We start from the raw sequence: 13,778 nt of genomic DNA on the forward strand, positions 1-13,778 counted from the left end.
TCTTTTGATCTTAATCATTTAAAGGCAAAAGATCGCAGCCTGCGGCAGCTCCTACAGAAGCAAATGCATAATTTGCGCGGTCGAAGGCTGTTCCCTGTTCTAAGCTGACAGGCGAATTACGCCCGTTAAACGCAAAGGAGTCTGCATGGCTGGTCCCGGATTGAAAATGGTGCTGGGTTTGAGCCTGTTGGCCTTGCTGAGTGCTTGCAGTGAAGAGAAACCGGTCGTGAAGGATAGGCCACGGGTGTTCGTACAAGAGGTCAAGCTAGCTGACTACGCTGCCAGCGTCACGTTGACCGGCGATGTACAGGCGCGTGTGCAGACCGAACTGTCGTTTCGTGTCGGCGGCAAGATCATCCAGCGTACGGTCGATGTCGGTGATCGGATTGCGGCGAAGCAGGTGCTCGCCCGGCTCGACCCCAAGGACCTGCAAACCAACGTCGACTCGGCCCAGGCTCAGGTAGTGGCCGAACAGGCCAAGGTGACACAGAGCTCCGCTGCGTTCGTGCGCCAGCAAAAGCTCCTGCCCAAAGGCTACACCAGTCAAAGTGAATACGACTCTGCACAAGCGGCGTTGCGCAGCAGCCAGAGCTCGCTGGCGGCGGCTCAGGCACAACTGGCCAATGCCAAGGAGCAATTGAGCTACACCGCGCTGACTTCCGATGCGCCGGGTGTGATTACGGCGCGTCAGGCGGAAGTCGGCCAAGTGGTGCAAGCCACGGTGCCGATTTTCAGCCTGGCCCAGGACGGTGATCGCGACGCAGTGTTCAACGTCTATGAGTCGCTGCTGGCCGAACCGCCTGACGACAGGAGGGTAGTGATCAGCCTGCTCGATAACCCGGCGATCAAAACCATGGGTACCGTACGTGAAGTCACCCCGGCGGTGTCCGAGCAGACCGGCACGGTGCAAGTCAAAGTTACTCTCGACAGTTTGCCGCAAGGCATGCAGCTGGGTTCGGTGGTGAGTGCCACCGGCACGACCCGTGGCAAAGCCGCCGTGCAATTGCCATGGTCGGCGCTGACCAAAAAAATAAGCGAGCCGGCCGTGTGGTTGGTGGACGGGGAGGGCAAGGCACAACTGCATCCTGTCACTGTCGGTCGCTACCTGACCGGCAAAGTCATCATCAGCGCGGGCCTGAACGAGGGCGATAAAGTCGTCATCGCCGGAGGCCAGTTGTTGCACCCCGGCGTGGCGGTGGAAGTCGCCGAAAACACCTACAAAGAACTGGCCACGGAGGCGAAGCCATGAAGCCTCTTTTACTGATACTGGCCGGTCTGATGCTGGCGGCCTGCTCAAAGAAAGAACCGCCGCCGGAGCCGATACGCCCGGTGTTGTCGATCAAGGTCCAGGTACAGGGTGAGGAGAACCTCGGGCGTTTCGCCGGCAGCATCCAGGCCCGCTATGAAAGCAATGTCGGCTTCCGGGTGCCGGGACGCATTGCCAGCCGTAGCGTTGACGTCGGCGCCGAAGTCGAAAAAGGCGCATTACTCGCCACCCTCGACCCTACCGACCAGCAAAACCAATTGCGCTCGGCCGAGGGCGATCTGGCCAGTATCCAGGCGCAATTCATCAACGCCCAGGCCAACGCGCGGCGACAACAGGAATTGTTCGACCGTGGCGTAGGCTCCCAGGCGCAACTCGATGCCGCGCTGACTGATCTGAAAACCACCCAGGCCTCCCTCGATCAGGCCAAGGCCTCGGTCAATCAGGCCAGGGATCAACTCAACTATGTTGAGTTGCGCACCGACCACAAGGCAGTGGTCACCGCGTGGAATGCCGAAGCCGGGCAAACCGTCACCGCCGGCCAGCAAGTGGTGACCCTGGCACAACCGGACATCAAGGAAGCGGTGATTGATTTGCCGGACACCCTGGTCGATCAATTGCCCAAGGACGTGGTGTTTCAAGTTGCCTCGCAGCTCAACCCGCAAATCAACACCACGGCCACCGTGCGGGAAATCGAACCCCAGGCTGAAAGCGCGACCCGCACCCGGCGTGCACGCCTGACCCTGGACGAAACACCGAGCGCATTTCGCCTGGGCACGGCGATCAGCGTGACCCTGAGCTCGACGGTCAAGCCGCGTATTGAACTGCCCCTGAACGCCTTGCAGGACGTCGAGGGTAAAACCCGGATCTGGGTCGTCGATACACAGTCGCAAACCGTATCGCCGCGGGACGTCAGCGTCGTCAGCCGCACCGAAACCAGCGTGGTGTTGGCGGGCGGAGTGAAGTCTGGCGAGCGGGTGGTCAGTGCCGGTGTGAACAGCCTCAAACCGGGGCAAAAAGTGAAAGTCGATGAGGAAAGCGCGCAATGAAAGGGAGTTTCAACTTATCCGAATGGGCGCTTAAACATCAGTCGTTTGTCTGGTACCTGATGTTCGTCGGCCTGCTGATGGGCGTGTTCTCGTACATGAACCTGGGGCGTGAGGAAGACCCGTCGTTCACCATCAAGACCATGGTGATCCAGAGCCGCTGGCCCGGTGCGACCCAGGAAGAAACCCTCAAGCAAATCACCGACCGCATCGAGAAAAAACTCGAAGAACTCGACTCACTCGACTACGTGAAAAGCTACACCCGTCCCGGCGAATCCACGGTTTACGTGAACCTGCGCGACACCACCAAGGCCAAGGACATCCCGGAAATCTGGTACCAGGTGCGCAAGAAAATCGGCGACATCAAGGGCCAGTTTCCCCAGGGTATTCAGGGACCGTCGTTCAACGACGAGTTCGGTGATGTGTTCGGTTCGGTCTACGCGTTTACGGCTGACGGCTTGTCGATGCGCCAGTTGCGTGACTATGTCGAACAAGCCCGGGCCGAGATCCGTGATGTGCCGGGGCTGGGCAAGATCGAGATGATCGGTCAGCAGGACGAAGTCCTCTACCTGAATTTCTCCACGCGCAAACTGGCAGCGCTGGGCATTGACGAACGCCAGGTATTGCAGAGCCTGCAAGGGCAGAACGCAGTGACCCCGGCGGGGGTGATCGAAGCGGGGCCGGAACGGATTTCCGTGCGCACCTCCGGTCAGTTCGCCTCCGAAAAAGACCTGGCCAGCGTCAACCTGCGGCTCAACGACCGCTTCTATCGCCTGGCCGATGTCGCCGAGATCCGTCGTGGTTATGTCGACCCGATGTCTCCGGAGTTTCGCTACAACGGCCAGCAGGCCATCGGCCTGGCGATTGCCATGCAGAGTGGCGGCAACATTCAGGCCTTCGGCAAGGCGTTGCACCAGCGCATGACAGAACTGACCGCCGACTTGCCCGTCGGTGTCGGCGTGCACACCGTCTCCGACCAGGCACAGGTGGTGGAAGAGGCCGTCGGTGGCTTTACCAGTGCGCTGTTCGAAGCGGTGGTGATTGTGCTGGTGGTCAGTTTTATCAGCCTTGGCTTGCGCGCCGGGTTGGTGGTGGCGTGCTCGATTCCGCTGGTGCTGGCGATGGTATTCGTGTTCATGGAATACAGCGGCATCACCATGCAACGGATCTCCCTCGGCGCGCTGATCATCGCCCTGGGCCTGCTGGTGGATGACGCGATGATCACGGTGGAGATGATGGTCTCGCGCCTGGAATTGGGCGACACCAAGGATCAGGCGGCGACGTTCGCCTACACCTCGACCGCGTTTCCGATGCTCACCGGGACCCTGGTGACGGTCGCCGGTTTCGTGCCGATCGGGTTGAACGCCAGCTCTGCCGGCGAATACACCTTCACCCTGTTCGCGGTGATTGCCGTGGCGATGATCGTGTCGTGGATTGTCGCGGTGCTGTTCGCTCCGGTGATCGGCGTGCACATCCTCAGCACCCAGGTGAAACCGCATTCAGAGGAGCCCGGGCGTCTGGGCCGGGCCTTCAATGCGGGGCTGTTGTGGAGCATGCGCAATCGCTGGTGGGCCATCGGCATCACGGTGTTGCTGTTCGTGCTGTCGGTGCTGGGCATGCGCTTTGTGCAGAACCAGTTCTTCCCGTCCTCGGATCGCCCGGAAATTCTGCTGGACCTGAACCTGCCGCAAAACGCCTCCATCGAGGAAACCCGCAAGGCGGTGGACAAGCTCGAAGCGACGCTCAAGGGCGATCCGGACATCGTGCGCTGGAGCACCTACATCGGTCAGGGCGCGATCCGTTTCTACCTGCCACTCGACCAGCAATTGCAGAACCCGTACTACGCGCAGCTGGTGATCGTCAGCAAGGACTTCGAGGCCCGCAAAGCCCTCAGTGCTCGCCTGCGCGAGCGCTTGCGCAAGGACTTCGTCGGTATCGGCAGCTACGTGCAGGCGCTGGAAATGGGCCCGCCGGTGGGGCGGCCGATCCAATACCGGGTCAGCGGCAAGGACATCGATCAAGTGCGCAAGCACGCCATCGACCTGGCCACCGAGCTGGACAAGAACCCGCACATCGGCGAGATCATTTACGACTGGAACGAGCCGGGCAAGGTATTGCGCATCGACATCGCCCAGGACAAGGCGCGTCAGCTCGGCCTGTCGTCCGAGGACGTGGCGAACTTGATGAACAGCATCGTCAGCGGCTCGACGGTGACTCAGGTCGACGATGACATCTACCTGATCAACGTGGTTGGCCGTGCGATAGATGCCGAGCGTGGCTCGCCGGAAACCCTGCAAAACCTGCAGATACTCACACCGGGCGGCATCTCGATTCCGTTGCTGGCATTCGCCACCGTGCGCTACGAACTGGAGCAACCGCTGGTGTGGCGCCGTGACCGCAAGCCGACTATCACCATCAAGGCCACGCTGTTGGGCGACATCCAACCAACGGACCTGGTGACCCTGCTCAAACCGGACATCGACAAATTCGCGGCGGCGCTGCCGGTGGGCTACACGGTCGCCACCGGCGGTACGGTGGAAGAAAGCGGCAAGGCCCAGGGGCCGATTGCCAAGGTCGTGCCGTTGATGCTGTTCCTGATGGCCACTTTTCTGATGATCCAGCTGCACAGCGTGCAGAAGCTGTTCCTGGTGGCCAGCGTGGCGCCGCTGGGGTTGATCGGCGTGGTGCTGGCGCTGGTGCCAACCGGAACACCCATGGGCTTCGTGGCGATTCTGGGGATCCTGGCACTGATCGGCATCATCATCCGTAACTCGGTGATTCTGGTGACCCAGATCGATGCGTTCGTCAGCGAAGGGTATTCACAGTGGGATGCGGTGGTGCAGGCCACGGAGCACCGCCGTCGGCCGATTCTGCTGACGGCCGCGGCGGCGAGCCTGGGCATGATCCCGATTGCCCGGGAAGTGTTCTGGGGGCCGATGGCCTACGCGATGATCGGCGGGATCATCATCGCGACCCTGCTGACACTGCTGTTTCTGCCGGCGCTGTATGTGGCCTGGTACAAGATTCGCGAACCGAAGAAAGAGGCCGCATAAAGGCGAGCGCTTCGCGCTCATCGCTGGCAAGCCAGCTCCCACCGTGTTCTGCGTCGTTCACATATTTTGTGCCCGACGCTGTACCTGTGGGAGCTGGCTTGCCAGCGATGGCGTCCGAATGGGCTACGCCGATTTACGCCAAACACTCGCCAACCAAGGCTGCTGTTCCCGCGGCAATCCCGCCGGCCGGTAGTAATGCTCCAGCTCCACAAACCCTGCCTCAGTCAGCAGCTGCTGCCACGCCGCCAGATCGTGATACGCCCCATAACGCGGCCCGTTCCAGCCTTCCTGATTCTCGCCACGAGGATTGGAACTGAACAGCACGCCACCGGGTTTCAACGCTGCACGCAGTTCCTTCAACACCCGAGGCAATTCCTGGCGCGGGACGTGAAACAACACCGCATTGGCGAAAATCCCGTCGAAACGCTCGGCGGGCAGATCAAGCTTCAGAAAGTCCTGCTGCCAGACTTCGCAACCACTGTCCTCGCGCGCCATCTGCGCGAGTTTCTCCGAACCATCGAGACCGACTGCCTTGTGGCCCATGCGGGTGAAGGTTTTTAAATCACGACCCGGCCCACAGCCAAAGTCGAGAATGTCGAACGGCGCCTCGCCCTGGATGTGCCGCAACAGCGCGTCGATGTTCTGGCTGACATCGTGGTCACGGGTGCCTTCGCGAAAGCTCTCGGCCACCGAGTTGTAATGGGCCAGGGTGGTGGACGTGATCTGGTCGAGGTCGGTGGGGGTCTGTTTCATGGTGGGCTGCGCAGGCGATTGATATCTTCCGAATATACGCCATGGCGCCGGGGGCTGCTGCGCAGCCCATCGCGAGCAAGCTTTGCTCCTACAGGGTATTGGTACGTCCCGACCCCATGAACGACCCAAAACCTGTAGGAGCAAGGCTTGCCCGCGATGGCGGTGGTACTGGCTCAGCCCTGCTTCATCCCCAAACACTCAATCGACCGATCCACCATCGCTTTGGCGATCTCCAGCAAATGCCACACCGAAAACACCATGGCCCGGTCGGCGCCCTTGAGGTGGTCGCCACACTGATAGGCCGTGACCGATGCACAGCGCAGCAAGTCCGCGATGTAGAGCTGGGTGTCTTCGAAACTCACGTCCTTGCTGACGTTGTAGAACCGCAGTTCATCCGGTGGTGAGGGTTGATCGCCGGTGAGGTAGAAATCGATGGCGCGGTAGAGGGCGGAACGGTCTCTGAGTAGGTCGTCAGTGACGGATTCGTTGGAAGGGTTTTCGGGTGGATCGGGAACGGATTTTTCCATGAGTGTTGCTCCTATTGCTGCATGGGAGCCATCACTTACCGCCTACTAAGCGATTGGGTGGTGGCTGTGCGCAGGTAGTAGGCCGGTCAATAGGAAAACCGGTGCATCCGAAGATGCCCCACGCACAGCTACCATTTTGCATGCGGCAAGAACTGCCGAGCATGGAATTGCTATGCACCTATTGTCCGGGGCTACTAAACCCGATCACTGATGAGCAGTGACCGGCCGAGACTAGCCACCGGATTTGGCAGGCGCAAGCGGGCGAAATGATCTAGGAAATGTCCTGCAAAGGAAAGGGATTCGACCTTCGGAATTACTGAAACTCTTGTACGAAATATCGACAGGATCGCCTCTCCTGTAGGAGCGAGCATGCTCGCGAAAAACCTGAGAGCGCCGTGGGGAATCAGGTTTCCCGCGTTATCGTTAACGTCCATCGCGAGCATGCTCGCTCCTACAAGTACGGGGTTACCGGGATTAACGTTTGTTGAGGCCCCGCGCCAACCGATCCCCACCCAACTGAATCACCGCCACCAACGCCACCAGCAACACAATCACCGTCAGCATGATCTGGCTGTCAAAGCGCTGATAGCCATACCGATACGCAATGTCCCCCAACCCACCGGCACCAATCGCTCCGGCCATGGCCGACGAGTTGATCATCGTCACCAACGTAATGGTGAACCCCCCGACAATCCCCGGCAGCGCCTCGGGCAACAGCACATGCCAAACAATGTGCTGGCGCCGGCAACCCATGGCCTGTGCCGCTTCGATCAAGCCGTGATCCACCTCGCGCAAACTCACTTCGGCAATCCGCGCAAAGAACGGCGTAGCGGCGATGGTCAGCGGCACCACGGCGGCCCAAACGCCGTAGGTGGTGCCGACGATCAGCCGAGTGAAGGGAATCAACGCCACCATCAGGATCAGGAACGGAACCGAGCGAAACAGATTCACGAACGCACCCAGTGCGCGGTTTACCGTCGGGGCTTCGTAGATGCCGCCCTTGGAACTGGTGACGAGGATCACCGCCAGCGGAATGCCCGCCAGCAGCGCGATCAGCGACGACACGCCGACCATCAAAAACGTGTCGACGAAACCTTGCAGCAAGCGATCAAACCACATAACCCAACACCTCCACTTGCTGCGCCCATTGGCCGGCGCGTTGACGTAATTCTTCCGCGCCCAACGACGAACCCGTCACCGCCAACAGCAATTGCCCCAGCGCATGGCCCTGAATCCGCTCCACGCCGCCTTGCAGCAGGCGCACGCGGCCACCGAGAGCGGCGAACAGGGCGGCGATGTCCGGTTCGTCCTGCGCCGTTCCGGTGAATTGCAGGCGCAGCACCACAGCGTCCTCCGAAGACTGTGGTTGCGCCTGCAAACGGTTTTGCAGCTCGGAAGGAAGGGCATGCTGCAACGGCGCGAGCAAGGTCTTGCTAACCTCATGCCGGGGGTTGCCGAAGACTTCCCACACCGGCCCTTGCTCGACCACGCGTCCACGTTCGAGGACCACCACGCGATCGCAGATCTCGCGGATCACCGCCATTTCATGGGTGATCAAAATGATGGTCAGGCCCAGGCGTCGGTTGATCTCGCGCAGCAGGCCGAGGATCGATTGCGTGGTCTCCGGGTCCAGCGCCGAGGTGGCTTCGTCGCACAGCAGGATCGCCGGGTCGTGAACCAGCGCGCGGGCGATGCCGACCCGCTGTTTCTGCCCGCCGGAGAGCTGCGAAGGATAGGCCTTGTGCTTGGCTTCCAGGCCCACCAGATCCAGCAGTTCACGAACCTTTTGATCGCGTTTTTCCTTCGGCACACCGGCGACTTTCAGCGGCAATTCGACGTTCTGCCAAACGGTCTTGGCCGACATCAAATTGAAGTGCTGGAAGATCATGCCGATGCGCCGACGCAGTGCCACCAGGCGGTCTTCATCGAACTCGCCGATGTCCACCTGATCGATCAGCACTCGGCCGCTGCTCGGTTGTTCGAGGCGGTTGATGGTACGGATCAGCGACGACTTGCCGGCGCCGCTGCGGCCGATGATGCCGAACACTTCACCGCGCTGGATCGCCAGATCGATGCCGTGCAGCGCGGCCACCGGGCCTTGCTGACCGTCGTAGGTTTTGCCCAGGTTGATGAAGCGCACGTGGGCGTGGTTCAGGTCCGGGTGCAGTTCGGTGTGTATCGCTTGCTTAGGCGCTGGAATTTCCAGTCGCAGTTGCGTGGCAGCCGTCATGCTCAGCTCTCCCAACCGGCTTGATAGAGCTTGCCGTGGGCTTTATCCAGGGCGGCGCGGACAGCGGGCGAGTGCTGGTAGATGTCGACGAACTTAATCAGGCGCGGGTCGGTTTTGCTCTTCGGTTGAATGACGAACTGAATCACGTATTCCTTGTGATCCAGGCCGTCGAACAGCAGCGCGGAACCGGCATCGAAAGTCTTCGCCAGTCGGATGTAGGCGGGGTAACCCTGGACCAGATCGGCGTCGTCATAGGCACGTACCAGTTGCACCGCTTCGACCTGGAGAATCTTGATTTTCTTCGGATTGGCGACGATGTCGTCCTCGGTGGCTTTGTAGCCAACGCCTGGTTTGAGGGTGATCAAACCGGCCTTGGCCAGCAGCTGCAAGCCACGGCCGCTGTTGATCGGATCGTTGGCGATGGCCACGCTGGCGCCTTCTGGCAGCTCGTCGAAGCTTTTGTATTTTTTCGAGTAAAGGCCGACGTTATTGATGATCCCCGGCGCGAACGGCACCAGGTCAAAACCGGAAGCGGACTTGGCGTTTTCCAGGAACGGGATGTGCTGGAAGTAGTTCACGTCGATGTCGCCGGCGGCGAGGCTGACATTGGGAGCGATCCAGTCGGTGAACTCCACCAGCTCGACTTTCAGGCCTTGTTTGCCGGCTTCCTCGACGGCCGCTTCCAGCGGAATGGCGAAGGCGGCGGTGGTGCCGATTTTCAGCGCCGGGTCGGCGGCGAAGGTGGCGGAGCTGAAGAGGCCGAGGGCCAGGGCCAGTGCTTTGACTGGGTGAGATAGGTAGTTTTTGGTCATGATCGGGTTTCCAGTCAGTGCATAAAATTTGTGGTGTTTATTCGGGTTTCATCGCCAGCAAGCCGGCTCCTACAGGGGGATCGCGTTGTTCTCGTAGGAGCCGGCTTGCTGGCGATGCTTTTAGCGCCTGTAAGCGGACCCGGTATGTTGCTCAGGCAAATACGCCCCTTCGCGAAACAGCTTTTCCCGCAAGCTGCCATCGTCGTAAGCCGTCTTGTACGACCCTCGCCGCTGCAACTCCGGAATCACCAGCTCAATGAAATCCACATAGCTTTCCGGCGTGACGACGCGCGTCAGGTTGAAGCCATCCAGGCCGGTTTCGGCGATCCACGATTCCAGCTCATCTGCCACTTGCTCGGGCGAGCCGACCACGGTGATGTAGCGCCCGCCGAGGGCGTGCTGGTCGAGCAATTTGCGGCGGGTCCAGTCGTTGTTTTGCAGGTGCTTGGTGGCGGACTGGATGGCGTTGCTCTTCACGTACTGGATCGGTTCGTCGATGGCGTACTGGGAAAAATCGATCCCGGTGGACGCCGAGAAATGCGCCACGCCCGCTTCGGCACTGGCGTAGCGGCGGTACTCGGCGTGCTTGGCCCAGGCCAGCTCTTCGGTGGCCCCGACGATCACGTTCAGGCCCATGAACACTTTGATGTCTTCGGGATTGCGTCCGGACTCCACGGCGCTGGCGCGCACCTTGTCCACCTGCACTTTGGTCGACGGTTTGTTCTGGCCGCTGATGAACACGCACTCGGCGTGGCGCCCGGCGAACAGCAAGCCGCGATCGGAAGCACCTGCCTGGAACAGCACCGGCGTGCGTTGTGGCGAGGGTTCGCACAGGTGATAACCCTCGACCTGATAGAACTCGCCCTTGTGCTCGACCTTGTGCACTTTTTCGGGCGTGGCGTAGATGCGTTGCTGCGGGTCGTTGAGCACCGCGCCGTTTTCCCAGCTGCCTTCCCAGAGTTTGTAGAGCACTTCCAGGTACTCGTCGGCTTGGTCGTAACGACGGTCATGCTCGACCTGTTCGCTCAGGCCCATGGCCTTGGCGGCGCTGTCGAGGTAGCCGGTGACGATGTTCCAGCCCACCCGGCCGCGACTCAGATGGTCCAGCGTCGACATGCGCCGGGCGAACAGATACGGCGGCTCGTAGGTGAGGTTGGCGGTCAGGCCGAAGCCGAGGTTTTTGGTGACGGCGGCCATGGCCGAGACCAGCAGCAACGGGTCGTTGACCGGTAGCTGGATCGACTCTTTCAACGGCACGTCCACCGAGTTCTGGTAGACGTCGTAGACCCCGACGATGTCGGCGATGAACAAACCGTCGAACAGCCCACGCTCCAGCAGCTGCGCCAGTTCGGTCCAATATTCGATTGTCTTGTATTGAGTCGAGTTGTCCCGTGGGTGTGTCCACAGGCCGTGGTTGATGTGCCCGATGCAGTTCATGTTGAACGCGTTGAGCAGGATTTTTTTCTTGGGCGCGCTCATCAGATGGTCCCCCGCAGTGGCGGGTTTTCATCGTTGAGGTAGTAATTGCCGACAGCGTGATACTTCCAGCGCACCGGGTCGTGCAGGGTATGCACCCGTGCGTTGCGCCAGTGGCGATCAAGGCCGTGTTCGCGCAGGGTCGCCTGGCTGCCGGCCAGTTCGAACAGGGTGGTGCCGGCGGCGAGGGAAATCTCGGTGCTGATGGCCCGGGCTTCGGCGACGGCAATCGAGGCGGCGGCGACCGTCTCGGCGTTGGTGTCGGCCTGGGCCTGGTCGAGGTATTCACCGGCTCGTTCCAGCAGCGCTTCGGTGGCGTGCAGGCGAATGCTCAAGTGGCCGAAGCTCTTGAGGGTCAGCGGATCTTCAATAGCGATGTCGTGGGTGGCGTCGATCCATGGCCGGGTTTTGGTGCGCACGAAGTGCAGCGCATCTTCATAGGCGGCGCGGGCGATGCCGGTGTCGATGGCGGCGTGGAGAATCTGTGCCAGCGGGCCGACCGGGGTCGGGCGTTCGAAGGCGCTTTGAAACGGAATCACGTCTTCGGCAGACACGAAGACATCTTCGAACACCACCGAACCGCTGCCGGTGGTGCGCTGGCCGAAGCCGCTCCAGTCGTCGATCACCGTCAGGCCTTTGCTGTCGCGAGGGACGAAGGCCAGTTGCTGCACGCCGTATTCATCAACCACCGACGTCGGAATGCGCTGGGCGTAGATTGCACCGGTGGCGTAGAACTTGCGGCCGTTGATGCGATAACCACTACCATCCCGGGTCAGGCGGGTGACACGGTCGTGGGCGGTTTTGGTGCCCAGTTCCGCCAGCGCATTGCCGAAGCGCTGACCGGCAAGCGCTTCAGCGTACAGGCGTTTTTTCTGTTCTTCGCTGCCGTTCACCCGCAGCACTTCCAGGGCATAAAAATGGTTCTGCGGGATCTGGCCGAGGGAGCCGTCCGCCTGGGCGATCAGCGCGATGACTTTGGCCAGGGTGACGTTGGAAACACCGGCGCCGCCGTATGCCTTCGGCACACTGATGCCCCACAGGCCAGAGCGGGAAAACACTTCCAGCTCCGGGTGCGGCAGGCGGCGTTCGCGGTCGCGCAGGGCGCTGTCGCGTTTGAAGTCTTCGGCCAGGTCGCTGGCGACGATCAGGGCTTGCTCATCGCTGGTGATGACCGCGACGTGTTGGGAAAGAGTCATTAGCTTCTCCAGATGTCTGGTCGTCAGATCCAGGAATGGCGAGCCGGCAAAGTGCCGTTCAGGTGATAGGCGCCCACCGCGTGGTACTTCCAGCGCACCGGGTCGTGCAATGTGTGCACCCGGGCGTTGCGCCAGTGGCGGTCGAGGTTGAATTCGGCGAGGGTGGCGCGGCTGCCGGCCAGCTCGAAGAGCTTTTCGCTGGCCAGCAACGAGATCTCGGTGGTCAGCACTTTGGCTTCGGCCACGGCGATCGACGCGCGGGCGGCGGACTCGGGAGTGAGGGGCGCGGCGTGCACCTGGTCGAGCACTTGCCCGGCCTTGCGCAGCAGGGCTTCGGCGGCGTGCAGCTCGATCTTCAGCTTGCCGATGTCGGCGATCACGTAAAGGTCGTCGCTGGCCCGTTCGACGTTGGCGTCGATCCACGGCCGCGCGCGGGTCTTCACGAACTCGATGGCGTCATCGATGGCGCCTCGGGCGATACCCGCGTCGATGGCCGCTTGAATCAGCTGTGAAACGGCGCCCTGGGTGTTGGGCTGGTCGTTGATCTTCCAGTTATCCACCACCAGCTCAGCGTCGACTCGCACGTTGTTGAGCAATATCGTGCCGCTGGCAGTAGTGCGCTGACCGAAGCCGGACCAGTCATCGACGATCCGCAGCCCCGGCGTGCCGCGACGTACGAAGGCCAGCACTTGCTTGCCGTCGTCGTTGAGCGCCTTGACCGCAACCCAGTGGGCGAATAGCGCGCCGGTGGAGTAAAACTTCTGTCCGTTGAGCACAAAGCCGTCGCCGTCGGCGGTGATGCGCGCCTTGAGTTCCAGGGTGTTTTTGGTGCCGCGTTCCGGCCCGGCATTGCCGATGCGCCAGCCTTCGAGCACGCTTTTGAACAGCTGCTTTTTCTGCGCTTCGGTGGCGCAGCCGAGCACCAGATTAAGGATGCCGAACTGGTTCTGCGGGATCTGCCCCAGCGCCGGATCGGCGGCGGAGATAATCGCGAAAACGTCGGCGAGGGTGACGAACGAAACCTGCGTCCCGCCGTACTCGCGCGGGATGCCAATGCTGCCCAGGCCGCTGCGGGTGAATTGTTCGATTTCCGACCACGGCAGCTTGCGCTGCTGGTCACGTTTGGCCGCTTGCAGGCGGGCGACTTGCGCCAGCTCCTGGGCGGCCTTGATGGCTTGTGCGTCGTTGCGCAGCACTTGTGCGGGCAACAACAATGGGGCGATATCCAGATCACTCTGGACGATTGCATCTGCCAGACTGGACATCAGTGCCACTCCTTGGCGACACGCAATGCCCTGGCGATCTGCACTGGGGTGATTGTGTTCCGGACCATACCTACCTCACATCTTATGGAAGCGCCGCTGTGCGGCGAACGGAAAAAGAATGTCCGGTGGTCCGGTGTATATACCCTAAGCGTTTAT

At 61.1% G+C, this 13,778-nt stretch carries 11 protein-coding genes; 3 read left to right on the forward strand and 8 right to left on the reverse strand.

From position 1 onward, the window contains the following. Positions 1–145 precede the first annotated feature (145 nt). From ABTV22_RS00915 to ABTV22_RS00925, 3 genes are read left to right on the forward strand one after another with little or no spacing between them, the layout of a single operon-like run. Entirely contained in the window at positions 146–1,249 is a 1,104-nt protein-coding gene (locus ABTV22_RS00915; protein ID WP_433738124.1) for an efflux RND transporter periplasmic adaptor subunit, read from the forward strand. Beyond that, on the forward strand, positions 1,246–2,313 hold the full coding sequence (locus ABTV22_RS00920) for an efflux RND transporter periplasmic adaptor subunit (RefSeq protein WP_433738125.1): 1,068 nt from the start codon (positions 1,246–1,248) through the stop codon (positions 2,311–2,313). Before ABTV22_RS00915 ends, ABTV22_RS00920 begins: the two co-directional genes overlap by 4 nt. Then, positions 2,310–5,363, forward strand: a complete 3,054-nt coding sequence (locus ABTV22_RS00925; RefSeq protein ID WP_433738126.1) for an efflux RND transporter permease subunit — start codon at positions 2,310–2,312, stop codon at positions 5,361–5,363. The genes ABTV22_RS00920 and ABTV22_RS00925 overlap by 4 nt, the downstream gene beginning before the upstream one ends. A gap of 123 nt (positions 5,364–5,486) precedes the next feature. Here the strand turns inward: ABTV22_RS00925 and ABTV22_RS00930 are convergent, their stop codons facing one another. From ABTV22_RS00930 to ABTV22_RS00965, 8 genes are all read right to left on the reverse strand, one after another. Then, the gene (locus ABTV22_RS00930; RefSeq protein WP_433738127.1) at positions 5,487–6,116 is read right to left on the reverse strand and encodes a class I SAM-dependent methyltransferase; all 630 of its coding nucleotides are present in this window, start codon (positions 6,114–6,116) and stop codon (positions 5,487–5,489) included. Between the two features lie 173 nt (positions 6,117–6,289). Next, positions 6,290–6,643: a DUF6124 family protein gene (locus ABTV22_RS00935; RefSeq protein ID WP_433738129.1), complete on the reverse strand. Its 354-nt coding sequence runs from the start codon at positions 6,641–6,643 to the stop codon at positions 6,290–6,292. A 474-nt stretch (positions 6,644–7,117) separates the two neighbouring features. Next, positions 7,118–7,762 (reverse strand): methionine ABC transporter permease, encoded by a 645-nt coding sequence (locus tag ABTV22_RS00940; protein ID WP_433738130.1) that lies wholly within the window; start codon positions 7,760–7,762, stop codon positions 7,118–7,120. Then, positions 7,752–8,873 carry a methionine ABC transporter ATP-binding protein gene (locus ABTV22_RS00945; RefSeq protein WP_433738131.1) on the reverse strand — a complete coding sequence of 374 codons (1,122 nt, stop codon included), beginning with the start codon at positions 8,871–8,873 and terminating at the stop codon, positions 7,752–7,754. Before ABTV22_RS00945 ends, ABTV22_RS00940 begins: the two co-directional genes overlap by 11 nt. A gap of 2 nt (positions 8,874–8,875) precedes the next feature. Continuing rightward, positions 8,876–9,685: a MetQ/NlpA family ABC transporter substrate-binding protein gene (locus ABTV22_RS00950; RefSeq protein WP_433738132.1), complete on the reverse strand. Its 810-nt coding sequence runs from the start codon at positions 9,683–9,685 to the stop codon at positions 8,876–8,878. Between the two features lie 120 nt (positions 9,686–9,805). Then, a complete protein-coding gene (locus ABTV22_RS00955; RefSeq protein ID WP_433738133.1) occupies positions 9,806–11,164 on the reverse strand; it encodes an LLM class flavin-dependent oxidoreductase in 1,359 nt (452 codons plus the stop codon). Beyond that, positions 11,164–12,357 carry an SfnB family sulfur acquisition oxidoreductase gene (locus ABTV22_RS00960; RefSeq protein ID WP_433738134.1) on the reverse strand — a complete coding sequence of 398 codons (1,194 nt, stop codon included), beginning with the start codon at positions 12,355–12,357 and terminating at the stop codon, positions 11,164–11,166. The genes ABTV22_RS00955 and ABTV22_RS00960 overlap by 1 nt, the downstream gene beginning before the upstream one ends. Before the next feature lie 23 nt (positions 12,358–12,380). Then, a complete protein-coding gene (locus tag ABTV22_RS00965; protein WP_433738136.1) occupies positions 12,381–13,622 on the reverse strand; it encodes an SfnB family sulfur acquisition oxidoreductase in 1,242 nt (413 codons plus the stop codon). Between the last annotated feature and the right edge of the window lie 156 nt (positions 13,623–13,778).

It is taken from the genome of Pseudomonas putida (genome assembly GCF_050990305.1).
In the GTDB taxonomy this organism is placed as follows: domain Bacteria; phylum Pseudomonadota; class Gammaproteobacteria; order Pseudomonadales; family Pseudomonadaceae; genus Aquipseudomonas; species Aquipseudomonas putida_AH.